Below are 22,694 nucleotides of genomic sequence, written 5' to 3' on the forward strand. Positions count from 1 at the left end.
TATCGCGCCCACTGAACCGTGGAGACGTGATATGCCAACCCTGTTCACCCCGCTTGAGGTCGGTGCCCTTACGCTGCCCAATCGCATTATCATGGCGCCGCTGACGCGCCTGCGCGCTGGGCCTGACCATATCCCCAACGATCTGATGGCTGATTATTATGCCCAGCGCGCGCTCGCGGGGCTGATCCTGTCGGAGGCCACGCCTGTCACGCCCCAGGGTATCGGCTATGAGGATGTGCCGGGCATCTGGTCGGAAGAACAGGCGGAAGGGTGGAAAAAGGTGACCGCTGCCGTGCATGCGGTGGGTGGGCGCATCTTCATGCAGCTATGGCATGTGGGCCGCATTTCAGACCCGTATTTTCTCAATGGCGAGGCCCCGGTTGCGCCGAGTGCCATTGCAGCAAAGGGCCATGTCAGCCTGCTGCGCCCCAAGCGTGATTATGTAACGCCCCGCGCGCTGCGCACAGATGAAATACCGGGCATTGTCGCAGCCTTCCGCCGTGGGGCGGAACTGGCTAGGGTTGCAGGATTTGATGGCGTGGAAATCCATGGCGCCAATGGCTACCTGCTCGACCAGTTCCTGCAGGATTCGACCAATCATCGTACCGACCAGTATGGCGGCCCGATTGAAAACCGCGCGCGGCTCATGCTTGAAGTGACCGATGCGGCGATCGAGGTCTGGGGGGCAGACCGGGTGGGCATGCATCTCTCGCCGCGCTGCGACCTGCACGACATGGGGGATTCCGACCCCGCCGCCACCTTTGGCTATGTCGCGCGTGAACTTGGCCGACGTGGCATTGCGTTCATCTGCGCGCGTGAGGCGGAAGGACCGGACAGCCTTGGCCCCCAACTCAGGAAACAGTTCGGTGGTGTTTATATTGCCAACGAAAAATTCACGCCCGCCAGCGCGGAAAAAGCCGTTGAGGCAGGCCGGGCCGATGCCATTGCCTTTGGCCAGGCCTTTATTGCCAACCCTGACCTGCCTGAACGTCTGCGCACGGGAGCGGAACTGACGCCACCTGATCCATCCACTTTCTATACCCATGGGCCGGAAGGCTATATCGATTACCCCACGCTTGGCGCGGCGGGCGACTGAACCCGATCTGGCCGGCTCCTCCCATCAATGCGGGGGGAGGGGGGCGTGGGTTGGCCTGCCTGATTGTGGGGGAGGCTGAAACCGGCCTTACTGGCCCTGCCGGGTCCGGGCGATCAGGTCATAATCGGCGCGGTAGATCTGCCTGATCCGCTCAACCTGCGCGGGGCTTGGCAATTCGCCTTTTTCACCGGCTGCCGTGGCATTGACATGCGCAATCGGCCCACTGCCAAATGGTGCGATAAAGCGCTCGATGCGGGCCATTTCATCAAGCATGAACAGCCGGTTGACTGCAATGGCGCCATCGCGCCCGGTCAGGTACCATGTCTGTGGCCGGAAAATATGGTCGACATGGTAGGGACTGCGTGCCTGCGCCACCAGATCGAGCGCATCATCAAGATCACGCAGCGCCATGTAAGATGCGCGGAACCCCTGCGCCACCTGCCGTGCCCCGCTACCGCCCGCGCGGGCATAGCGATAAGCCGACAGGAAGCGCTGGACCGGATCGCGCAGGATGGCGAATGACGGAAAGCGCACCAGATCGGGCAGGCGGCGCTGGAAATACCGTATGGTTTCATGCCCTACATCCATGCCGTACAGGGCACGGGTTATGGATGTTCCGGCATTTTTGGGCACATGGATGAACAGGAGGCCGCGTTCGCGCACCATCGCCGCGCGCCGTTGCCGCTTTGGGCCTGGGGGGTAGGGAACATGAAGTTCACTCAGCCGCTCATGCACATCGCTGGACATTTTGACACGAAGCACGGGCTGCAACAGCGTTTGCATATGAAACTGGTCCGATCAGGCCCGAGGCTCAAGGTAAGGATGCACTCATTATCCTGCAGGGTAATGTTACGGTGCATTACCAAGGTAAACCGATTGCAACAATTCCTGCGCCACGGCTGCACGATTTTGTAAAACAACGCCCGAAGCTGCCGCTGCCGGCAGCCGATGCAGACAGGCGCGCGGACCCTGCACCCATAATAACAGTTCGGTGCCGCTTTTTAAAAAAAGCATGAAGAAATGCCGCCCTTTTGCAGAAGGCGGCATTGGAAAACCTGGATCAATGGATCGTCTTGAAATCCGTTTTCAGATCGTCACGCTGTCATCAGGCCGTGTGTTGACCTCGCCCGCGCGATCGGGGGCATCGATCAGTTCGGGCAGGCGATCGGCAAGGAGGGCGCGGGGGCGGCCGATCCACATGCCGTCGCGCAGATGGTCGCGGCGCGGGTTGCTCGTGTTCGGATGCACGAGAAGGCTCAGCCCACCATGGTTGAGCATGAGCCAGGGCACGAAGGTTGCGAATAATCCTGTCTCGAACGCAATCTGGTACATGGGGGCCACATGGGGGCCGACCGCCACGTCATGCCAGCGCCCCAGCCTTACGGCAAAGCGCTCGGCAATGCGGTCTCGCAGTTGGCCTGCGGCCTGCCGTGTCGTGGCGTCATCAAAATAGACATGCACATGATAGCTTGCAATCTCGGCCAGGGTGCGGGGGGCGGTCGTCTCATCGTTCATATGTCGTGCACTTCCTGCGCGGCGGGTTAATTGCGTGGAGCAGGCAGGGTAATGCGCGTTTCGGTGCGCATGGGCTGCCTTACGGTGTGAAGCATGGTGGACATGCCCCATTTGCGGCCATCAAACGTGGCGGTGCTGTCAAGCACGCTGAGCGTGTTGCCGGTAAAGTCCATCCGGGTATCAAAGGTCATGGGGTGGGTCTGGCCGCGCAGGGTCAACTGCCCCACCATGCGCGAGGCCACGCCCCCATTGACGATATGCGGCCGGCAATCGCCCACGTAGCGCGCGGTGGGCCAGCGATCCGTGCCCAGCATGCCACCTGATTTTGCGGCCTTGCGCTCCAGTATGGTGTCCATGTGCACGGTGGTGGCGTCCATGTTCAGCTCTACATGGCAGGTCTGGCGCGACAGGTCATAATCCAGCGTGCCGGAAACCTTGCCGAACTGCCCATCCATCGCGCCTATCACGCTTGTGGCATGCAGCAATACGGTCGTATTGGCCGGGGTGAGGGCCAGGTGCTGGATTTCGGCATGGGCGGCAGTGGTCGTTACGCCCAGCGAGAGCGCTCCCATCATCACGAGGGACGCGGTCTGGCGGCACAGGGAAGGCGGGCAGGGTTTTCCGTATCGTGTCATGGCATGGTAACGCGCAGGACAGCGCGGGGTTGTGCAGGCATCGGGTGTCCGGGTTCGGATGGGCCGCCACCCCGGCAACGGGCATGGCAGGTATGGAATACCCCTTCAGTGCCCCCCGAATGCGGCACCAGTAGGGCAGGCGGGTGGCCACGCCATTACTTCCATACCCACTTGCCCACTACGCGCCCATTGATCACGAGGTCGGAGGCATCGACCTCATCAACCGGATAGGTCGGGTTGACACTGATGATGCGGATGCGCGGCGGGCGGGAATTGGGCACCAGCATCAACTGCTTGATGACCACGCCCATGCCGTTCCACAGCACATACACGCCATCGGGCGAGGGGATGCGGTGGCCCGTATCGACCAGTACGCGATCACCCGCCACGAATTCCGGCTCCATGGAATTGCCCGCGACACGGATGATGGCAAGCCCCCCGGTATCGGGCAGGTAATTGCGGATGAAATCACGCGGGATGCGCCATGAATCCAGCGTTGGATGGCCTTCACCATCGCCTGCGGCCGTGTGGTCCACGATCGCACCGGCACCGGCCTGGGGCGAAATGTCGTATTCATGCACGGTCACCGCGCCATCCTCGTTATGCACGGGCATGCTCGCGCGTTCGGCACGGCTTATGCTCTCGTTGAGGTCCGTGGCACCGGGCACGATGCCACACAGGGCCCAGACTTCGGATGCGGCAATGGGTGGGTCACCCCGATCGGTCAGGAGCGGCACCAGTTTACGCACCAGTTCAACGGGAATGAAGTCTTTTTTCAGCTTGTTTTCATAAAAGGCATAGCTGGAAAACTTTTCCCCCATGCCCACGTCGCGCGCCAGCGCCCGCACGGTGTAACCCGCCCGCTCCCGCAGGGCCTTGAGCCGCGAGGCCGCAACACTTGCCCCGCCACCACTGCCGCCGCGCAGCAGGTCGCTTGCGGTGCAGCCCAGCACGGCGGCTACTTTTTCCAGCCGGTCGCCACCCGGATTGCGGGATTTGCCGCGCAGGATATCATGCACGTAGGTCTCGTTCAGCCCGGCCAGATCGGCCAGACGTTTTTTATTGAGGTTCAGCCGCTCCATGCGGCGTTCAATCTCGGCGGCGGCGGGGGAGCGTGTCTCATCCATAATGGGAAATATCCCACATCATTGGCACAAGGGGTAGAGGGGATATATCCCATTATCATCAATTTCATGGGACTTGTCCCATAAAAACTTTCTTCCAGGCAGGAGCGGACAAAAGGGAGGGGGCGCTTTCATGCAGGAAAGGAAATTCCACATATGATACTCTATTAATTTACTGATAAAAATATATTTGGAAAATTTGGTCATTCAGAAAATATTCACTACAAATTAAATTATAATTACATGTTTTTTAATCTACTTTACAAAGTATACCCTCATGCGTAAAGCCATGTTCATAGGTACGCTGCTACTGGCCCGCCCCTTTTCGGCGCACGCCGCGCAGCGGGTATGGCAGGGCACGACCGAGGGCACGACTTCTGCTATAATCAAGTATGACACGATCGCAGGCACCGCAACAGTGCAGGCCATGGGGCAGGTGTGTGTTGCAAGCCTTGAGGGCAAGGCGGTGCCTACGGCCACAGGCTTCGCCATTGTAGCATATGACGGGAATACGGACTGCAGGCTCGACATTACGCTTGATGGGCATGGCAACATCAGCGCCAGTAACGAAGGACCGGGCTGCATGGCCTATCATGGGGCTTCGTGCTCGTTTGATGTCATGAGTGCCCGCGCCACGCATTGAGACAGGGGTGCGGCGGCCTGGACGACCTGACAGGCAGGCGCACCTGCCTGCCTGCACATTATGGCGATAATATGGCTTTGTTGCACAAAGTCGTACAGGAATTGCCATGCCCGCTCCGCGCGCCCCCTTTTCACCCACGCCTGTTCATGCTGCCGCCGTGCTCCGGGCCGAACGCCGTGCCCGGTTGCGCGCGCGTGACATTGCAGCAGGGCTGAAACCGGACATGGGCGCCGATGGCCCCGCAGCCCGCATGCGCCCGGTGGAACAGGCCCGTGTGCAACTCGCGCCCGGCGCGCGCCCACACACCGTGCGGCGCCTGACAGATACATGCGAGCTCGACCGGCTGTTTTATCGCGCCAATGCCGCCCTGAGCGCCGAGCAGCATGCCGTCGGGCTACGCTTCAGGGCCTGCTGGCGGCGCTGCACGCGCACAGGGCGGCTGGTGCAGCGTTACAGCCCGCAGGTTGGCCAGGGCACGGGCACGCTGGAGGAAACCGAAGCCAGCGTAAACGCCCGGCATGCCATTGACCGCGCGCTGGCCGTGCTCACACCGGCACGGGCGCGCGTGGTGTGCGCTGTATGTGGCCTGGATGAACATCCCGGCACCCGCATCCGCACCCTGCACAGGGCTCTGGACATGCTGCATGAACAGTGGCGGTAAAGTATTGATAGGCATTTAAAAGTTTTTGGCCGCCGCCTTTTTGTAAAAAGGCGGCGGCCTTACCGGATCGTCGGCCGGTGCAGGTCAAGCAGGTCAGGGTCAAGGCGATCAAGTTCCTCCTCGAACTGGCGCCAGCCATGGGTCTCGATATAGGTTTTCTCGCATTCATAAACCGGGATCAGCCAGATCACGGCAATCGGCGCACCGCCAGCGGATGGTTCAAGGCGGGCAAAGCCAGACGGGCAGAAAACAGGCATCGTGCAATACAGCCCGGTCAGCCGGGTGCCGGGCAGGATAGGGGCCGTGAACCTGATCACGTCGCCCCGCAACAGGGCATCCTTTGATCGGCCGACAAGCTCGGACACGCCCAGCATCATCCGCACGATATCATCCGTCGGGCCATCCTGATGGGCAGCAAAAACGAGTTCGCAGTGCAGCGTGCAGCCATCAGGCGCCCGGGCGCTGTGTTGCCCCAGCCCGCAGGTGGCAAAAAAGCGCTCGTTGTGCGCGGACGTTCCGTCAAACGCGACAAGCCGCATGGGCCATCCGGGCGTGCGGTCATGCCAGTCCTGCGCCACCGGGCCAAGATAGCGGGTATAATGCGCCAGCAGGCGCTCTTCAAACGGCATGGGAACCACGGATCATCCTTGGCGCGGGCAGGGCGCTGGTGGCAGGCATGAACGTAAACGCGACCATGCTGCGGCATGGCTGCCCAGCCCCAGTGTCGCGCCGTCATTGCCCCTGAAAGGCCGGGCCATGATGGTACGGGCGGCCGGAGTGCGCCTGGGGTCTTGCATCACTTTCACTACAAAGCGCTCCCGGTATTTTCGGGCATCCGTTGCCTTTCCCCTGCATGGCAGGCGCGAGCATGACATGATATGACAAGAACATGAAGACCACCGGCCTCTGCCTTGCCCTGCTTTCTGCCGTGCTGTTTGGCGCGAGCACGCCATTTGCCAAGCTGCTGCTTGGCGATATGTCGGCCCAGATGGCGGCGGGGCTGCTTTATCTGGGCTCCGGCCTGGGGCTGGCACTGGTGCTGGGCATGCGTGCGGCCCTGCGGCTGCCCACTCATGATGAAGCTCCCCTTGCGCGCCGCGACCTGCCATGGCTGCTCGGCGTGATCGCCACCGGCGGCGTGGCTGGCCCACTGCTGCTCATGCTTGGCCTCGCGCGCACGGATGCGGCAAGTGCCTCGCTGCTGCTCAATGTCGAGAGCATTGCAACGCTGCTGATTGCATGGGTGGTGTTTCGTGAAAATGTTGATCGCAGGCTGCTGTTCGGTGCTGCGTGCATCGTGCTGGGGGCGGGCGTGCTTTCATGGCAGGGCCATGCGGTGCTGGCGCCGGGCGCGGTTTACATCATTGCCGCCTGCGTGTGCTGGGGCATCGATAACAACCTCAGCAATCGTCTCTCGGCCGTAGACCCGGTGCGGATCGCCATGCTCAAGGGTATTGTGGCGGGCAGCGTCAACCTGCTCGCAGCCCTTGGACTGCAACACGCGCACCTGCCGGGTCCGGCGCTGGTGGCAGGGGCGGCGGCCGTGGGGTTTCTGGGTTACGGGCTCAGCCTTGTCGCCTTCATGCTGGGGCTGCGCCATCTGGGGGCGGCGCGTACGGGGGCGTATTTCGCGCTGGCCCCTTTCGTGGGCGCGGTGATGTCGCTTGCCCTGTTCCCGGCGCAGGGCGTGGCGCGGCTGCTTGTGGCGGCGGTGCTCATGGGTATCGGGCTATGGCTGCACCTGACCGAACGCCACGACCACCCGCATGTGCATGAGGAAATGGCCCATACCCATCGCCATGTGCATGACGAGCACCACCAGCACGACCATGGACCCGATGACCCACCGGGCGAGCCGCATACCCATTTCCATGTGCACACGCGGCTTGAGCACAGCCATCCCCATTATCCCGACCTGCATCACCGCCACGATCATGACCATGAGGACGGGCACAGCCACGCCGCCTGAACACCGGGATGCCCCGCCTGTGCCCTGCCCATGCATGGGGCCGGATTGACAGGTTTTGCATGCTGAACGTAACCTGAACGCCGCCACAGCCAGCAAGGACGGCGCCATGAATCAGCACGAAGGCCGGGAGGATGCGGATCAGCCCTACTGGCTCAGCACGCCCCCGCAGGACTTTACGGCGCTTGTCGATTTCATCATGCCGGAAGTAAAATTCAGGCTGGAGCGGGATGGTGTTTTCGCCCCGCTGGGCGCGTTGATGGCGCGCGAACCTTATTGCGGCACCATGGAACTGCATGATGAATCCATGCCGGACAAGAAGGATGGCAACGCCCAGCTGGAGCATCTCAAACAGGTTTTGCGCGACAGGGTTGCCAGCACCCACCCGCGCGCGGCGGTCGTGGCGGCCAACTGCACCGTGCTGCTGCCCGGTAGCGGCAAGCAGGCCGAGGCTGCCGTGCTCATGTGCACGCATCGCGATGGCACGGCGGCGAATTTCGTCTATCCCTACACCATAGCCAACGGCCGGGTCACTTTCGCGCCGCTTGAAATGGCGGAAGGCATGCAGGACATCTTCCCGCCCATTCGCCTGCGCCCGTGGATACGCGAAAGCTGCCCGCCACGCCCGGTTGGCTACAAGGTGGGCCTGTTCCTGTTCCACGGCATTGACCGGGAGGCCGTGCTGCACCGCATGCACCTGGCCGATACCGGCAGGCCGGAGGCAGACCGCCCGGCACCCGCCGCCATTGCCAGCCTGCCTGATGGATGGACGGTTGTATGGTTCAATGATTTTGCCGCCTTCCTTCATCATGCCACGCATATGCAGACCTATGCGGCGGGGTGCACAGTGCTTTCCCTATCCGTCGATGAACCGGACTACGCAACGGAAGCCACCGGCTATGCCAATGGATCACAGCAATGGGCTGTGCGCCATGTTGGTACATCGCGCGCCCGCGCCCTGCCAGGCGGCCCGCATGACCTGCACGTAACCGGCACGCCGCCTGCGCAACTGGCCGACATTGTCACGGCCATGCAGAAGGAAGAGGCGGATAGCGGCTACCTGCCGGATATGATCGATTTCTACTTCGATATACCGGTGGAACTCATTTATGCGCTTGCCGGGTTTCGGTACTGCCAGCGGGAGTATGATAGCGGGCATGTGATTTTTAACACGCTCCTTCCGACTGTACCGGAAGGTTGACCCCTGCATCCGTTTACGGTGTGTGATAGAATCTATGCTTGTGGGGCAGTGGTTGCATTGTTAAGGTGCGAGCCTGCCCGCTTTACGTCACCTTATGTCGGTTTGAACCGCACAGGAAAATTGTTGCCTGCACGGTTTTTGGATACAAGAAACATATCCTGATAGTTCTGTATCCACCCCGCTTGCACGACATCAGTCCGGACATGGTAGAAATACATTAGCGAAAACCATCCAGCATAGTATAATACATGTCACCTGTTCTGGCAGGGATTGTATAAAACTGTATTTGCTGCCTGCGCGGTTTTTCAGCATAAAGATCCTATCATGACCGACCTACGCCCGGTGCCGCTCCAGCGGTTTCCGGGCGTCATGCATTTTATGGAGAAACAGCATGCCCGAACAGGCCGCCACGGGCACGCGGCGCAGCACCTATAGCCGCAGGCTGGCCGATGAAATCTGCCTACGCCTGGCTGATGGGCAGAGCCTGCGCGCCATCTGTGCTGATCCGGCCCTGCCGCACCGCGCCACCATCTTGCGCTGGCTGCGCGACAACCCGCCCTTTCGTGCGCTCTATGATACCGCGCGGGAGGCCGCGGCCGACACGCTGGCCGAAGAAATCATAACCATTGCCGACCGCGCCACGGGCCGTGAGGATGTACCAGCCATAAAACTGCGCATGGAGGCGCGCATGTGGGTTGCAACGCGCCTGCGCCCTGCCTCCGCCACGCGGGGCGAGGGGGCGGGCGGCATTGCCATTACCATCACCACTGATGATGCAGCCCTTTAGCCTCACGCCCGACCAGCGTGCCGCCAACCGGCTGCTCGGCGGTGGGGCCACCCATATCCTGCTGCGGGGCGGGGCGCGTTCGGGCAAGACATTCGTGCTGGTGCGCGCGCTGGTCATTCGGGCACTCCGGGCGGCGGGTACGCGGCATGGCATATTCCGTCACAGGTTCAATGCCTTGCGGGCCACCATCGTGGTCGACACGTTTCCCACTGTCATGCGCCGGTGCTTTCCCGCCGTGCCGTGGCAGCTCTCGCGCACCGACTGGAGCGTAACGCTGCCCAATGGCTCGCTCATCATGTTTGGCGGGCTGGATGACGAGGAACGGACTGAAAAGATACTGGGGCTGGAATTTGCCACCGTCTACCTTAACGAAGCCAGTCAGGTTGCTTATGGCGCGCGCAACATGCTGCTGACAAGGCTGGCGCAGAAATCACCGCTGGCGCTGAAGGAATATATCGATGCCAATCCCCCCACCTCCGCGCACTGGCTTTACCGCGTGTTTGAATCCGGTATCGAGCCTTCATCGGGGCAGCCCCTGCCAGACCCTGCGTGCTACGCCACCATGCAGCTCAACCCCGAGGGCAACCGGGCCAATCTCTCGGCGGAGTATCTGGCGCAACTTGCCGCCCTGCCGGAACGCGAACGCAGGCGCTTCGTGCAGGGGGAATACCAGCAGGCTGTCGACGGTGCCCTGTGGCGCCTGGAGGACTTTCGTCGTGACGCCGCAATAACACCTGCAACCCGCCGCCACGTGGGCGCGCGGATGCGGCGCATCGTGGTGGCGGTTGACCCTTCTGGCTGCGCCGGGCCGGAAGACAGCCGCTCTGATGAAATCGGCATCATCGTGTGTGGCGTCGATGGTGCAGGGCATGGCCACGTGCTGGCCGACCTGTCGCGCCGCGATACGCCGGCAGGCTGGGCGCGGGCCGCCCTGCAGGCCCAGGTGGACTGGGCCGCCGAGCGCATCGTGGCCGAACATAATTTTGGCGGCGCACTGGTCGAGGCCACCCTGCGCGGGCTGAACCCGAACGCAGCCCTGCGCATGGTCACCGCCAGCCGGGGGAAGGCTGCACGGGCCGAGCCCGTGGCGGCGTTGTACGAGCAGGGCCGCGTAACCCACCATGGTACTTACCCCGAACTGGAGGAACAGCTCTGTCAGTTTTCAGCCAGTGGCTATCACGGCCCGCATTCCCCCGACCGGGCGGATGCGCTGGTCTGGGCACTGACCGACCTCATGCTGTGCGCGCCGCCTGCAGCCCCCGCGCGCTGGGCTCCCACGCGTTTCAACCTCGGGCGGTAAAAGCAGGCGGGCGTTCCTTAATACTGTCAGGAGTGGCCTTTATGCATCCTGATATATTTCTCTTTACTGCCTGAATGATGTTTCTGCTCCATTCATGGGCAGGCATGACAGCGCAGCTTCACCCCATGCCGGAGAGAACCAGATCATGGACTGGCAGGAACTCAAGCGAACATATCCCCGTGACCCGGACCTGCCCGCGCGCGCCCACGTGCTTTCAGCACTCGCGCGCGTGCTCGAGGGCACGCAATATGATGCCATACCCAACCCCTTTGGCACCGAATATAATGGGGCAGGGGAATACATACCGCTAAGCCAGCGCCGCCCGTCGGTACGCACCAATATGTGCCGCGCGGTGGTGGATGATGCGGTATCCCTCCTGTTTGGCGCCAGCCACTGGCCCGCCACGGTTGCCACCGATCCTGCGCTGCCCGGTATTGTGGCGCAGTTCGGGGCGGAGACCGCCCTGCCAGCACTCATGCTCGATGCCGCCACGCGCGGGGCGACCGGATCGGTTGCGGTGCTGGTCGAGGCCGTGGCCCGCCGCCTGCGCGTGCAGGTGCATGATACCCGTTACCTCACCCCGCAATGGGATGGCGCGGGCCTGCTTGCCGCGGTAACCGAGTGCTTCAAGGTGACGGGCGCCACGCTGGCAGCCCAGGGCTGGCCCATCGCCGCAGACGACGCCACCACTACCTTCTGGTGGCTGCGCGTGTGGGACCGGGCGGACTGCCACGTTTACGTGCCCCAGCGTGTCGATGCCGGCCTGCCCACCCGCCTTGATGCAACGCGCAGCACCCATCATGGCCTTGGCTTCGTGCCGTGGGTCTGGATGGCCAATCTGGCGGCACCGGGCACGGTGGATGGCCCATGCACCTTTGCCCCGGCCATCGATACGGTCATCGAATGCGATTACCTGCTCTCGCAATCCGGGCGGGGGCTCAAATACAGTGCTGACCCCAGGCTTGTCATCCGCGCGGGGCCGGACCCCTATGCCGATGGCACGCCCACCAGTACCGGGGGCGCATCAGCCGCCCTGACCCTGCCGCTTGATGGCGATGCCAAGCTGCTCGAAATCAACGGTGATGCCGCAGGCGCCATGCGCGACCATTACCGTGAACTCCGCGCCAGCGTGATGGAGCAGATCCATGGCAACCGCGCGCAGGCCGATCGCCTTGCGGCCCCGACATCGGGCCGGGCGATGGAAATGCTCTATCAGCCGCTTTTGTGGCTTGTGGACCGCATGCGTCTTTCTTACGGCGAATATGGGCTGCTGGCGCTGTACCGCATGGTGTGCGCGTTTTCGCATGTGCTTGAAGGCGGCGTGCATATTGGCGGGCAGGATTACGCCAGGCTGGATGCAACCGGGCTTGCGCTGCAATGGCCGCCCTATTTTGCCGATACGGAAGCCGAACTGGCGCAACTGGCCCAGGGGCTGGGGCTTGCCGTGCAGGGGGGCTTCCTGTCGCGGCAGACTGCCTGCGCCATATTTGCCACCCGCGCGGGTGGCCCGGCCCCGCATGCCGAGTGGGCGCGGCTGAATGCAGCCGACCCGACCTGATTTTTTTCGTTGATGGAGAGATATGATGACCCGTGCCAGCGTGCCCCAGACCCCCGACCTCGAAACCCTGCACCGCGAGATGGAAACCCTGCGCGCCGAGCGTGACGCGGCAGTCAATGCCCGCACGACGCTGGAGGGCGACCTTGCCCGTGCCGCCGAGCAGGTCAGCACGGCCCGCACCCGCGCGGACCGGGCCATCATACGCGCCGAGGCCCGTGCCCTTGCCGCGCGCATGGGGGCCGTGGAGCCTGCCGATGTTGTCCGCCTTGTTGACCTGAGTGCTGTAACACTGGGCGAGGATGGTACCCCCCAGGGGCTTGAGGCGATCATGGGCACCGCGCGTGAAAGCCGGGCCTATCTGTTCGGGGCGCCGCAGGGGGCATCTGGCGCTACGTGTGGCACCACTGCCGCAGGCCCCGCACCCCGCGCAGGCGATCCGGCCCCGTTTGACGCCCGCACGGCGGGAACGCGCGATGTAAAAGCCGCAGCCATGGCGGCAGGGCTGCGCTGGCCGGTGGCGAATTAGGGCGTGACCCGACAGACCGCAGGGCGGTTCATTGCCTGAACGTGATGACCAGAAGACTGTCTGAAAATAATTCCCTGATAAAACGCCCTGACTGAGGCTGACGGGAGAAGAGGGTTTGGAACAGATTCGGGATCTCGCCAGGAAAATCATCTTAAATGAAAAATGCACTGTATTCGCAATGTCATTTTCATGATGACAGGATATGGCCTGGATAGATTTTTCAAATAGCGTTCAGGTAGAAAATACGCCTGTCTGTCAGGGACATGACAAGGAAGATGGCATAATATGCCAATAGCCGCACCCAGCTTGCAGGGATGTTCCGTGGCAGGAAGGCAAAACGTACACCCTGCCCATCCATTGCGGTTAAAATAGGCGATCATCCACTATCTGGAGCAGGGTGGATACCGGTCGCGCGCAACCCCAGCACACGTACCGGCCCCGCCTGCCGCAAGGACCTGTTCATGAGCCAGACCAACGTCACCACACGCAGCTTTATCGACCTGCGCGCCTTTGCCGCCGCATCGGCACCCCAGCCCGGTGACTTCCTGCACGCCCGCACGCTGCTTGCCGGGCAGGAAGGCGGTCTTTCCATTGCCGCCTGTGCACCTGAAGGCGCGGGCATCATCACCGCCATGGCGGAAGATGAATTCGTGATCGTGCTGGCGGGCGAACTCAACATCGGCGCGAATGTGCTTGGTCCCGATGCCAGTATCGTGCTGCCCAAGGGGAGCAGTTTCAGCTGGGCTGCGGCACCGGGCACGCGCGCCATCATCATGGGCAGCAAAACCAGCACGCCGGGTGCACAGACGCCGGTGGCGATCAATCCCGCGCCTGCGCTTGCGCCTTCCAAGTCGCCTTCGGCCGATCTGCTGCTTGGTCCCGCACCGACATGCCATAGCTTCAATGACTATAAATCCGCCAATGGCGAGCTGGTGTGCGGCACATGGGACTCCACGCCTTATGCCCGCCGTGCCATGCATTATGGCCATGCCGAGCTGATGTACCTGATTGAAGGCAGCGTGACGTTCGTGGATGGCGCAGGCCGGGAAAAGACGTTCGTTAAAGGTGATATCTTCTTTGTCGAGCAGGGGGCTGACTGTGCATGGGATAGCCGGGAATATGTCAAGAAAGTCTATGCCATTTTCCGCCCGGCCTGAAGTGCGGGGCATTTATCGCCTGCCATAGAATTATTCATATAAAATAATAAAAGTTTTTTGGTTGCCGCCTTTTTTCAAAAGGCGGCTTTTTTTAATTCACTTTAAAATATTCACCAAAAATTCTTTAAATAATCAATGATTATACCCGCCCGTTACCTGTTCAGCCCACGGTCAAGGCCGCCTGCGGAACAGGCAAGGGGCGCATGATCGCTCACACATCATGATGGCGCGCCATGCGCCGCGCCCCCTTGACCACCCACCCCGGCCATAGATGGCACCTCGCTGCCATAGCCCGTTACCCGCCGCCACTGCATTGCGCATGGCGGCTTTTTTCGTTTTTTCAAGGAAATGAAATTCATGGCCATCGCCAATTTCCCCGCTGCCCTCCAGCCCGTCATCCAGCAGGGGTTCCTGTCGCGTGCATTCCAGGATGCGCTGCAGTCGCGCCTGGGTTTCCGTTCCATTGCCGACCAGATGGAGTTTCCCGCCCGCATCGGCCAGACCATTACCGATACCCGCGCGGGCCTGCTGCCGCCCGCCACCACGCCGCTCAACCCTGCCGCCAATACCAGCTTTGACAATGGCATGACGCCCGCCGAATGGTCGGTCGAGCAGTACACGCTCACCATCAACCAGTATGGCAACACCATGGACCTCAACCAGGTGACCGAAGGCGTGGGCATTGCCAACCAGTTCCTCGCCAATGCCTCGCGCCTTGGCATCAACGCCCGCCAGACGCTTGACCGCCTGGCGCGCAACACGCTCTTTGGCGGGGCGCAGAACGGCGTTGGGGGCTACCTTGGCGGCAATACGCGCGTGAGCGTAACGCTGGGGGCTGCTGGCAGCACGGTTGCGGTGGATGACATCCGCGGGTTCCAGAATATCCTCTCGGATGAAGGGCAGGTGGTTTCGGTGGGTGCATCCGCCGGCATGACTGTCACCATCGGAGCGGGGTCCTACACGCTGGTGGGGACGACCGCGGATGCCGCCAATACCTCCACCGCGCCGGATGGCGTCTCGGGCACGCTGACGCTCTCGGCACCGGTCAAGGTGGCCGATGGCACGGCGGGCAATCCGGTCATGGCGGCAACCGCACCGCTGGTGCTGCGCCCCAATGCGCGGGCCACCACGGCGGCCCTTGCGGCAGGTGATCTGCTGACGGTCCAGTCCATTCTGGGCGCACTTGCCACCCTGCGCGACAACAACGTGCCCACGCCCGATGGCGGGGTGTATCACTGCTATCTGGACAATGCGCAGCTTCTGGGCCTGTTCCGCGACGAGGACTTCAAGCTGCTCTATCGCGGGCAGTATGGCTCCGACACCTACCAGAGCGGCCAGATCTTTGACCTGCTCGGCGTGCGCTTCATCCCCACCACCGAGGCCCCGCAGCAGGCATCGCTGGGCGCGGGCGCCATCCATCGCGCCATCATCTGCGGGCAGGGCGCGCTGATCGAGGGGGATTACGCCAATATCGGCACCCATTACGCGCCGCTGCTCGATGGCGGGGAACTGACGGATGTGGAGGGCGTGTGCATGATCACCCGCCCCGCACTCGACCGCCTGGCGCAGATCATTGCGCAGTCGTGGTCGTGGATTGGCGGTTTCGCGCTGCCCACCGACCTGACCGCCGATACCTCGGTCATTCCCACCGCCACCAACAGCTACCTCAAGCGCGGCGTGGTGATCGAGAGCCTCGGCGCAGGCGCCTGACCCTTTGGCCCGCGCGGCGCAATATACGTGCAGCCGCGTGGGCCATAACCGCCAGCCACACCATGCACGAAAGGCAGGCATGACAGACATGACGGGAACAGCCACTACCACGGATACCACGACAACGCCCGATACAGACGCAACCGGGGCAGATACGGCGGCGGCTGGTACCGCCACCAGCAGCCAGAATGCCGTTGCCTGCGCGGAACAGCCTCCGGCAGCCGCCATCATCACCGCAGCCACCATGCCCGATACCCCCCTGACCGACACCGAACTGGCACAGGCGCGGCGCTACATGGGCTATCCCGCCATGGGCAGTGCCGATAGCGGCATGCAGTCGTGGCGGTTCTTTCGGGTTTATGGCTTCAATGAATGGCGGCTAGGTCATCTTTCTCCCGCCGAATGCGCCCAGGCCCGCGCCTTTGTGGTGCAGTGCCAGATGCTGGAAAGCGCGGTGATGGCGGCGGCCGGCAACCTTGATACAGACCGCGCGGCGGTCTGGACACGCAACCGCACGGAAGTGACCGACCGCTTTACGCTGTACACGCGCTGGCGCGTGCAGCTGTGCAACTTCATGGGCGTGCCGCCGGGGCCGGGACTGCGCGCCGTGGGGGAGATCATCATCTGATGGACCTCAACGCCCTGTGCCGCCTGACCGCGCGCGGCTTCGCGCGCGCAGCGGCCCGTATAGGTGCTGCAACCGTGCAGTATCGGCCCGCCAGCGCGCTTGCGCCCTGTGCCAGCCCTTATGGCCAGGGCCGCGCTGCTTTCAGCAATGACCGGGCCTTCGGCTTTGCCGGGCCCGCCTTGTGGGATGTGCCTTTTGTCTATGCCCTGACGGACATGCCCGACCTGCGGGCGGGTGATATCCTGGCCTGCGGGGCTGAGACCTACTTCATCGCCCGCGTTGAACCTTTCCGGCCGCCTTTATGCGTGCTGTGCAATGCGGTGGTCACGCTGACCACCACCCTGGCCGTGCAAACGGATGCGGCTGATCCGGGCGGCTATGCCACATCGGGCGATGCAGCCACACAGGTCACGCTTGCCACCGGCTGGCCTGCCATGATCCGGCCGGGCAGCGGGGCAGGCGTGCCGGGAGCCACCCAGCCCGGTGCCATCCGCGCGGGCGGGTTCGAGATGTTCCTGCCCGTTATTGCGGGCGTGAGCCTTCAACCAGCCATGTGGGCCCAGGACAGGAATGGCCCGCGCTACACCATCGGGGCCGCGCGCAGCAGCCCGTGGGGCGTGCGCTGCCAGATGGCCCAGCAGCAGGTCTGAGGTTCTTTTTTACAAGCCATAACAGGAAGCGCCATGACATGGCTGATATCGCCACCATTTCCACCGCCATTGCGGAGGCCCTTGCCGCAGCACTCTGCCCTGACGGGAGCAGCGCCAGCAGTTGCACGGGCCGCCCTGTCATCATCCGCCGTGGTGGCCTGACACAAGCGGATCTGGGCAATGCCCTGCATACCTTGCAGGCAGGCTGCGACTTCATCAGCATTGCCGACACGCCAGAAAGCTGGACCCGCCTTGATGAACCGCTCGGCCGCCCCTGGCGGATGGATGGCACGCAGGCCGCCACCGTCAGCATAGGCATTGCAAATGGCACGGTCACACTCAGCCTTGTGCCCGGCACGGTGCCCGGTGGCGTTGTCGGGCTACGGCTACAGGGGCTTTTGGGCATTACAGGCAGCGCGTGTTGCCTGTACAGCGCGCAACCGGATGACACGGCGGCCAGTATCGCAGCAAGCCTTGCCGCGATGGTGCCGGGCGCCGTGGTGCAGGCGGGGGCAATCACGCTGCCCGCCAGTGTCACGGCACAGGCTATCAATGCGGGCACGGCCACCGCGCGATGCGTGGCGCGCAGGCAGCAGCAGATGTTCGTGCTCACGGTATGGTCGGCCAGTCCGGCCGCGCGGGATGCGCTGGGGCAGGCCATGGCCGATGCGCTGGCCCTGACCGACTGGCTGGTGGATGCGGATGGCTCCGCCTTCCGCATCGAGGCACGGGTGGCCAGCAATGATGATACCGCCATGAACCGGGGCATCTTTGCCCGCCCCGCCCGATATCTCGTGACATTCGATACCGACCTGACCCGGTCAGTGCCGCTCATGCTGGCCGGTGGCATCGGGGCAGAAAGTGGCCTGATTGCAGGCGATGTGCTGCTGGGCGCACCGGCGGTTTCCTGAACCGCCCGCGTGGGTGCATAGCGCACGGCCCGATAACCCCGCCCCATTCTTGAACCGTTTCTTCACGCGGCATGCCGCGCAACAGAGAAGACGCATAAAATGACCCTCTATCAGTCCGGGCAGCTCAACACCAACAGCCTGAACGTGCCGGATCTGTATGTGCAGATCCTCAAACCGCAGACCCTGGCACTTAACGGCGTGGCAACCGGGCAGATCGGCCTGGTGGGCACGGCGGCGTGGGGGCCGGTGGGGGCACCGGTCATCATCGGCAGCATGGGAGACTGCCTGGGCGCATTTGGCCCCAAGCAGGCGCAGGCAAACGATATCGGCACGGCGGTGAACATCGCCATCATGCAGGGTGCATCCGATTTCCGCTGCGTGCGGGTGAGTGATGGCACCGATGTCGCGGCCACGGGCACGCTGGCAGGGGTAAGCCTGAGTGCCATCCATACGGGCAGCGCGGGCAACGTCCTTGTGGCGACACTGGCGCAGGATCCCATCATTACCACGAATTACGCGCTTACGGTCAGTCATGCAGTGCTGGGCAGCCGCACCTATCGCGGCGCGACATGGCCGGTCCTTGCCGCCGCCGTCGCAGCCGATGGCGCGGCACTTGTGCGCGTAACCGTGCCGACGACAGCGCCCGCGCCCGAAGCCGGTTCGACAACGCTTGCGGGTGGCAGCGATGGTGGCATGCCCACCACTGCGCAGTTCCTGGGCACGGATGGCACGAGCCGCACCGGCATGTATGCCCTGCGCGGGCAGGGCTGTGCGGTCGGGCTGCTGCATGGCGTGGTGGATAATACGTCATGGACCACGCAGGCCGCTTTTGGCCTGGGGGAAGGGATGTACATGATTGCCTGCGGCCCGGCAGGCGACACGATTGCCAATGCGGTGGCCATGAAAAACGCCGCAGGGCTGGACAGCTACGCCGTCAAGCTGATGTTTGGTGACTGGCTGTGGTGGGATGATGACACCAATGGCGACATGCTGGTGCCCCCGCAGGCCTTTGCCGCGGGTATTTTTGGCGGCCTCTCGCCCGAGCAGTCGAGCCTGAACAAGGAACTGTATGGCGTAATCGGCAGCCAGAAAGCAGGGCTGGCCAGCAGCGGGCAGGCCGCGACCTATTCCGGCGCAGAACTGTCGGCCCTGTTTGCGGCAGGCATCGACGTGATCTGCAACCCCGCACCCGGTGGCAGCTACTGGGCGGTGCGCGGCGGCATCAATACCGCGTCCGATGACGTGACGGATGATGACACCTATACGCGCCTGACCAACTACATTGCCGAAACGCTCAACACGGGCATGGGCGTATTCGTGGGGGCTGTCATCTGCGCCACGCTGTATGGCGATATCCGTGCCGTGCTGCTGGGCACGCTGTCAAACATGGTGGGCAGCGGCATACTGGGTGCAAGCACGGATTACGCCGTGCTGTGCGATACGAGCAATAACCCCCAGTCGCGCATAGCGCTGGGTTATGTGCGCGCTGACGTGCAGGTGCGCTATCAGGGGATCAACCGTTTTTTCGTGGTCAACCTGCAGGGTGGGGCAAGTGTTACGGTCAGCACCGCGACTGCGGCGGCCTGACCCGGAAACTGTTATTTTTCGAAACCGCCATCATCGCTGCGCAATACTTCACGAGCCACCTTTCGGGTGGCTTTTTTCATGGAGCCATGAATGTCCCTCAAACCTTTCAATATCGGCCGCGACTGCCGCGTGGTGCTGGTCTATAATGGCAGCCGCATCGACCTGCCCACGGTTACGGGCTTCAATGCGGCCCAGCGCACCCATCAGCTGGAATCAAACCCGCTGAACGACATGCCCCTGTTCTATGACGTGCCAGGTGGCTGGGGCGGCCAGTTTTCCTTCCAGCGCGACAGTTCGGGGGCCGATGACCTGTTTGCCGCGATCGAGAGCGGGTTCTGGTCGGCCGGCACGGTCATTCTGGGCAGCATCTACCAGTATGTGACCGAATGCGACGGCTCGCTGAGCACATACGAGTTCATCGGCGCATCCCTCAAGCTGTCGGATGCTGGGCGCTACCAGTCCGAAACGCTGGTCACGCAGACCATCACGTTCACGGCCCGCGCCCGTAACCGCATTTCCTGACCCCCAGCCGGAAAACGCCGACATGACGGAAAAAACCGTAAAGACCCCTGATGGCCGCGCCCTGAGCTACCGCGAGCGCGGGCCGGGCGATGTGCTCGCCCTGCTTGAGTTCGGGCCGGATGCGCCCTCGACCGCGTGGCTGGAATACGCGCTCATGGTCAGTTCGGTCGAGGCGATCGACGGCGTGCCCGTCATCCGCCCGCAAACGCGCGTGCAGCTTGAACAGCTTGCCAACCAGATCGGCAATAACGGCATCGAGGCGCTCAGCATGGCCCTGTTTGGCCCCGATGCGCAGGCCACGCCTGATGCAGAGGCCCAAGCCGCAAAAAACTGAGCCGGCACCCCGTGCTGATCGAAGTGGCGGCGCTGGTCGGGCACGGGGTGCCGTGGGATGTGGCCATGTCCATGCCGCGCGTGCGGCGCATGGCTTTTCTTGTCGCCTTCGGGGAGCTTGCCGGTGGTCGCTATGACTGGGGCACGCAACAATGGGAGTATCCTGATGGCTGAATCCTGTCAGGCCACGACACGGCTGGTCATGCGGCTTCAGGCCGCGCGGCCCGGAGGCCTGTCTGCTGCGGTGGCACGCCTGCCGGGGCGGGGCGGGCACTTGGCAGGTGCCATCGCAAGGCTGGCTGCGGCGATGGGGCGCATGGGGCAGGCCATGACAGGGCCTGTCATGGCTGCCCGCTTTCGCCTGCCTGAACGCAGCCATAAGACCATCGCCCAGCATTTGCCAACCGAGCCGGGCAGGGCGCGTGACGCACGGGCAATACCGTCACATCAACCCGCCAGCCGCCGTGCCAGGGGCTGGCCCGGCCATGGTGACGAATACCGGCGCGGGGCAGGGCCAGCAGCCGTGAACAACCCTGCGCCCACCCCGGACAGGAACGGGCGGGATGGAAAAGGGCTTGCGCCCATGCCCTATGGCGCACGCATGATTGCACCCCTGGCGCACCTGCCAATGCCCTTGGCATCCAACGCCCGCCGGATACCGGCTGCTGCCCCCACCGGGGCTACGCAGCGGGGCAGCCCCCTAAGCCGCGCCATGCCTGCACCGTCCCGGCCCGGGCCTGCCCCCATGGCTGTTGCGGGGCGGGACCACACCGTGTCCATCCCTCCCATGGCGGGCTGGCAGGCCGTACCACACAGGCCGCGCTTGCTGAACGACAGGCCGAACAACAGTCATGGGGTGCGGCGCGGGGTACTGCCTGCCAGCATGCCTGGCACGAGGAATGTCCTCCCGCCACATGCGCAACCCCGCAGGCAGGCGCGGCCGCCCTTCATCAGTCCTGCGCCCATGCTCCGTTCCCCCACGCCCGGCAGGACGGATCAGGCCATGTCTGCCGCGCCCATCATACAGGTCACCATTCCCGTGACACTGGACCAGCATAATGTGGGGCAGGCTGTCGCCCGCATGGAAACCGGCCGCGCCCTTCTTGAACATCGCGCCACCGGCACCGCGCCCGATGGCATGCAGCATGTGCAGCTACCCGGTCGCTCCGTGGGTATCTGAACACGGAACGCAAACGCTCCGCGCCGCATGCCTTCCCGTGCGCCCGGTGTCCGTCCTGAGTGGAAAAAGACATGACCCTGACCCTTATGAACACCGAGACCGCCATTGGCGCGATCGGGCGGCTATGGGCTTCGGCCTCTGTCACGATCGGCAGCCTGACCCTGACGGGCATGGAGGTGCCCCGGCTCATCCGTGATGGGGGCACCCAGCAGGTGGCCGTGCACCGCCTGCCCGGTGGTGGCAGGGTGATCGATGCCGTAGGCAACGACCCCGACCGCCTGGAACTGACCGGCACGTTTGTCGGCCCCACCGCCATTGAACGCGCGCGCGTGCTCAAGCAGATGCGGATTGCGGGCGTGCCGGTGCCGTTCAGCGGGGCGGGGCTGTCGCTTATGGTCCGCATCGTACAATATTCCTATGATTACGCGCAGAAAGGCGTGGTCATTCCCTATCGGCTGGTGCTTGAACAGCCGCCCCAGCTTGCGGCTTCCACGAATGTGGTGTCCGGCCTTTCGGCGCTGGTGGGGGCTGATACGGGTTCCGCCCTGTCCGGCCTTACGGATGCGCTGGCAGATGTCTCGACCATTGCAGGCAACATGACCGGCCAGCTTGGCACCATCATCGGGCAGGTTACACCCATTGCCGACATGGCGGGGGCCGGTGGCGTCCTGTCCGGGGTGGAGGACAATCTGGACATGGTGGGCGGCCTGTCTGGCGCAGGGGTCAACCTGGCCTCGGTGCCCGATAGCGCTGCCAGCGTGGTGTCCGGGCTTGCTGCATCCGGCACGGGGCTGACCGGTGTCATTGGCCAGACCGGGGCCAATATGGAAGGGATTGCGCCCGATAATGCCGTCAGCCTCTCGGCCCTGACCCAGAACGCACAGTTGCACAGCGCCACCGTCAACAGTGCGGGTCTGGTCAACCGCGCCTATGCCAACACGCTGCTGGCCACAGGCGGCGTGCAGGATGGCCCGATTGCCAATAACTGAGCAGGAGGTAACAGA

The 22,694-nt window shown here is 63.3% G+C and carries 26 protein-coding genes; 20 read left to right on the forward strand and 6 right to left on the reverse strand.

What is annotated here, in order from left to right:
• Positions 1-31: 31 nt before the first annotated feature.
• Positions 32-1,096, forward strand: a complete 1,065-nt coding sequence (locus tag DV027_RS11440; RefSeq protein WP_130731939.1) for an alkene reductase — start codon at positions 32-34, stop codon at positions 1,094-1,096.
• 87 nt (positions 1,097-1,183) lie between these two features.
• Here DV027_RS11440 and DV027_RS11445 read toward each other — a convergent pair whose 3' ends face one another.
• The 5 genes from DV027_RS11445 to DV027_RS11465 all read right to left on the reverse strand — a co-directional run bounded on the left by DV027_RS11445 (position 1,184) and on the right by DV027_RS11465 (position 4,373).
• Positions 1,184-1,762: a sulfotransferase family 2 domain-containing protein gene (locus tag DV027_RS11445; protein ID WP_242621866.1), complete on the reverse strand. Its 579-nt coding sequence runs from the start codon at positions 1,760-1,762 to the stop codon at positions 1,184-1,186.
• A 183-nt stretch (positions 1,763-1,945) separates the two neighbouring features.
• On the reverse strand, positions 1,946-2,143 hold the full coding sequence (locus DV027_RS11450; protein ID WP_130731943.1) for a hypothetical protein: 198 nt from the start codon (positions 2,141-2,143) through the stop codon (positions 1,946-1,948).
• A gap of 39 nt (positions 2,144-2,182) precedes the next feature.
• Positions 2,183-2,611 (reverse strand): DOPA 4,5-dioxygenase family protein, encoded by a 429-nt coding sequence (locus DV027_RS11455; RefSeq protein WP_130731945.1) that lies wholly within the window; start codon positions 2,609-2,611, stop codon positions 2,183-2,185.
• Between the two features lie 26 nt (positions 2,612-2,637).
• Positions 2,638-3,246, reverse strand: a complete 609-nt coding sequence (locus tag DV027_RS11460) for a YceI family protein (RefSeq protein WP_242621867.1) — start codon at positions 3,244-3,246, stop codon at positions 2,638-2,640.
• Between the two features lie 155 nt (positions 3,247-3,401).
• The gene (locus DV027_RS11465) at positions 3,402-4,373 is read right to left on the reverse strand and encodes a helix-turn-helix domain-containing protein (protein ID WP_130731946.1); all 972 of its coding nucleotides are present in this window, start codon (positions 4,371-4,373) and stop codon (positions 3,402-3,404) included.
• 274 nt (positions 4,374-4,647) lie between these two features.
• Here DV027_RS11465 and DV027_RS11470 point away from each other — a divergent pair, with 274 nt between their 5' ends.
• A complete protein-coding gene (locus tag DV027_RS11470; RefSeq protein WP_130731948.1) occupies positions 4,648-5,013 on the forward strand; it encodes a hypothetical protein in 366 nt (121 codons plus the stop codon).
• A gap of 106 nt (positions 5,014-5,119) precedes the next feature.
• Positions 5,120-5,674, forward strand: coding sequence for a hypothetical protein (locus DV027_RS11475; protein WP_130731950.1), 555 nt, complete (start codon positions 5,120-5,122; stop codon positions 5,672-5,674).
• A 59-nt stretch (positions 5,675-5,733) separates the two neighbouring features.
• Here the strand turns inward: DV027_RS11475 and DV027_RS11480 are convergent, their stop codons facing one another.
• Positions 5,734-6,303 (reverse strand): suppressor of fused domain protein, encoded by a 570-nt coding sequence (locus tag DV027_RS11480; RefSeq protein ID WP_130731952.1) that lies wholly within the window; start codon positions 6,301-6,303, stop codon positions 5,734-5,736.
• Between the two features lie 260 nt (positions 6,304-6,563).
• Here DV027_RS11480 and DV027_RS11485 point away from each other — a divergent pair, with 260 nt between their 5' ends.
• The 17 genes from DV027_RS11485 (at position 6,564) to DV027_RS11560 (ending at position 22,679) form a co-directional block, all read left to right on the forward strand.
• Complete coding sequence (locus DV027_RS11485; RefSeq protein ID WP_130731954.1) at positions 6,564-7,643, forward strand: DMT family transporter; 1,080 nt, start codon at positions 6,564-6,566, stop codon at positions 7,641-7,643.
• A gap of 106 nt (positions 7,644-7,749) precedes the next feature.
• Positions 7,750-8,841 carry a hypothetical protein gene (locus DV027_RS11490; RefSeq protein WP_130731956.1) on the forward strand — a complete coding sequence of 364 codons (1,092 nt, stop codon included), beginning with the start codon at positions 7,750-7,752 and terminating at the stop codon, positions 8,839-8,841.
• A 391-nt stretch (positions 8,842-9,232) separates the two neighbouring features.
• The gene (locus DV027_RS11495) at positions 9,233-9,628 is read left to right on the forward strand and encodes a terminase small subunit-like protein (protein ID WP_130731958.1); all 396 of its coding nucleotides are present in this window, start codon (positions 9,233-9,235) and stop codon (positions 9,626-9,628) included.
• Positions 9,612-10,928 carry a phage terminase large subunit gene (locus tag DV027_RS11500; RefSeq protein ID WP_130731960.1) on the forward strand — a complete coding sequence of 439 codons (1,317 nt, stop codon included), beginning with the start codon at positions 9,612-9,614 and terminating at the stop codon, positions 10,926-10,928. Before DV027_RS11495 ends, DV027_RS11500 begins: the two co-directional genes overlap by 17 nt.
• 145 nt (positions 10,929-11,073) lie before the next feature.
• The gene (locus DV027_RS11505; RefSeq protein WP_130731962.1) at positions 11,074-12,486 is read left to right on the forward strand and encodes a portal protein; all 1,413 of its coding nucleotides are present in this window, start codon (positions 11,074-11,076) and stop codon (positions 12,484-12,486) included.
• Between the two features lie 22 nt (positions 12,487-12,508).
• On the forward strand, positions 12,509-13,012 hold the full coding sequence (locus tag DV027_RS11510) for a phage scaffolding protein (protein WP_242621868.1): 504 nt from the start codon (positions 12,509-12,511) through the stop codon (positions 13,010-13,012).
• Positions 13,013-13,473: 461 nt separating this feature from the next.
• Entirely contained in the window at positions 13,474-14,169 is a 696-nt protein-coding gene (locus tag DV027_RS11515) for a cupin domain-containing protein (protein WP_130731964.1), read from the forward strand.
• Between the two features lie 357 nt (positions 14,170-14,526).
• Positions 14,527-15,879, forward strand: a complete 1,353-nt coding sequence (locus tag DV027_RS11520; protein WP_130731966.1) for a DUF4043 domain-containing protein — start codon at positions 14,527-14,529, stop codon at positions 15,877-15,879.
• A gap of 88 nt (positions 15,880-15,967) precedes the next feature.
• Positions 15,968-16,507, forward strand: a complete 540-nt coding sequence (locus DV027_RS11525) for a hypothetical protein (protein ID WP_242621869.1) — start codon at positions 15,968-15,970, stop codon at positions 16,505-16,507.
• Complete coding sequence (locus DV027_RS11530) at positions 16,507-17,157, forward strand: hypothetical protein (protein WP_130731970.1); 651 nt, start codon at positions 16,507-16,509, stop codon at positions 17,155-17,157. Before DV027_RS11525 ends, DV027_RS11530 begins: the two co-directional genes overlap by 1 nt.
• Positions 17,158-17,195: 38 nt before the next feature.
• A complete protein-coding gene (locus DV027_RS11535; RefSeq protein WP_130731972.1) occupies positions 17,196-18,068 on the forward strand; it encodes a hypothetical protein in 873 nt (290 codons plus the stop codon).
• Between the two features lie 99 nt (positions 18,069-18,167).
• On the forward strand, positions 18,168-19,655 hold the full coding sequence (locus tag DV027_RS11540) for a phage tail sheath protein (RefSeq protein WP_130731974.1): 1,488 nt from the start codon (positions 18,168-18,170) through the stop codon (positions 19,653-19,655).
• 90 nt (positions 19,656-19,745) lie between these two features.
• The gene (locus DV027_RS11545) at positions 19,746-20,177 is read left to right on the forward strand and encodes a hypothetical protein (protein ID WP_130731976.1); all 432 of its coding nucleotides are present in this window, start codon (positions 19,746-19,748) and stop codon (positions 20,175-20,177) included.
• 22 nt (positions 20,178-20,199) lie between these two features.
• On the forward strand, positions 20,200-20,511 hold the full coding sequence (locus DV027_RS11550; RefSeq protein ID WP_130731978.1) for a hypothetical protein: 312 nt from the start codon (positions 20,200-20,202) through the stop codon (positions 20,509-20,511).
• An 11-nt stretch (positions 20,512-20,522) separates the two neighbouring features.
• Positions 20,523-20,684, forward strand: coding sequence for a hypothetical protein (locus DV027_RS17590; RefSeq protein WP_165399179.1), 162 nt, complete (start codon positions 20,523-20,525; stop codon positions 20,682-20,684).
• Positions 20,677-21,690, forward strand: coding sequence for a hypothetical protein (locus DV027_RS11555; RefSeq protein WP_130731980.1), 1,014 nt, complete (start codon positions 20,677-20,679; stop codon positions 21,688-21,690). The genes DV027_RS17590 and DV027_RS11555 overlap by 8 nt, the downstream gene beginning before the upstream one ends.
• A 71-nt stretch (positions 21,691-21,761) precedes the next feature.
• Positions 21,762-22,679, forward strand: a complete 918-nt coding sequence (locus DV027_RS11560; protein ID WP_130731982.1) for a hypothetical protein — start codon at positions 21,762-21,764, stop codon at positions 22,677-22,679.
• Positions 22,680-22,694 lie beyond the last annotated feature (15 nt).

This window comes from Komagataeibacter xylinus (genome assembly GCF_004302915.1).
GTDB lineage: Bacteria > Pseudomonadota > Alphaproteobacteria > Acetobacterales > Acetobacteraceae > Komagataeibacter > Komagataeibacter xylinus_C.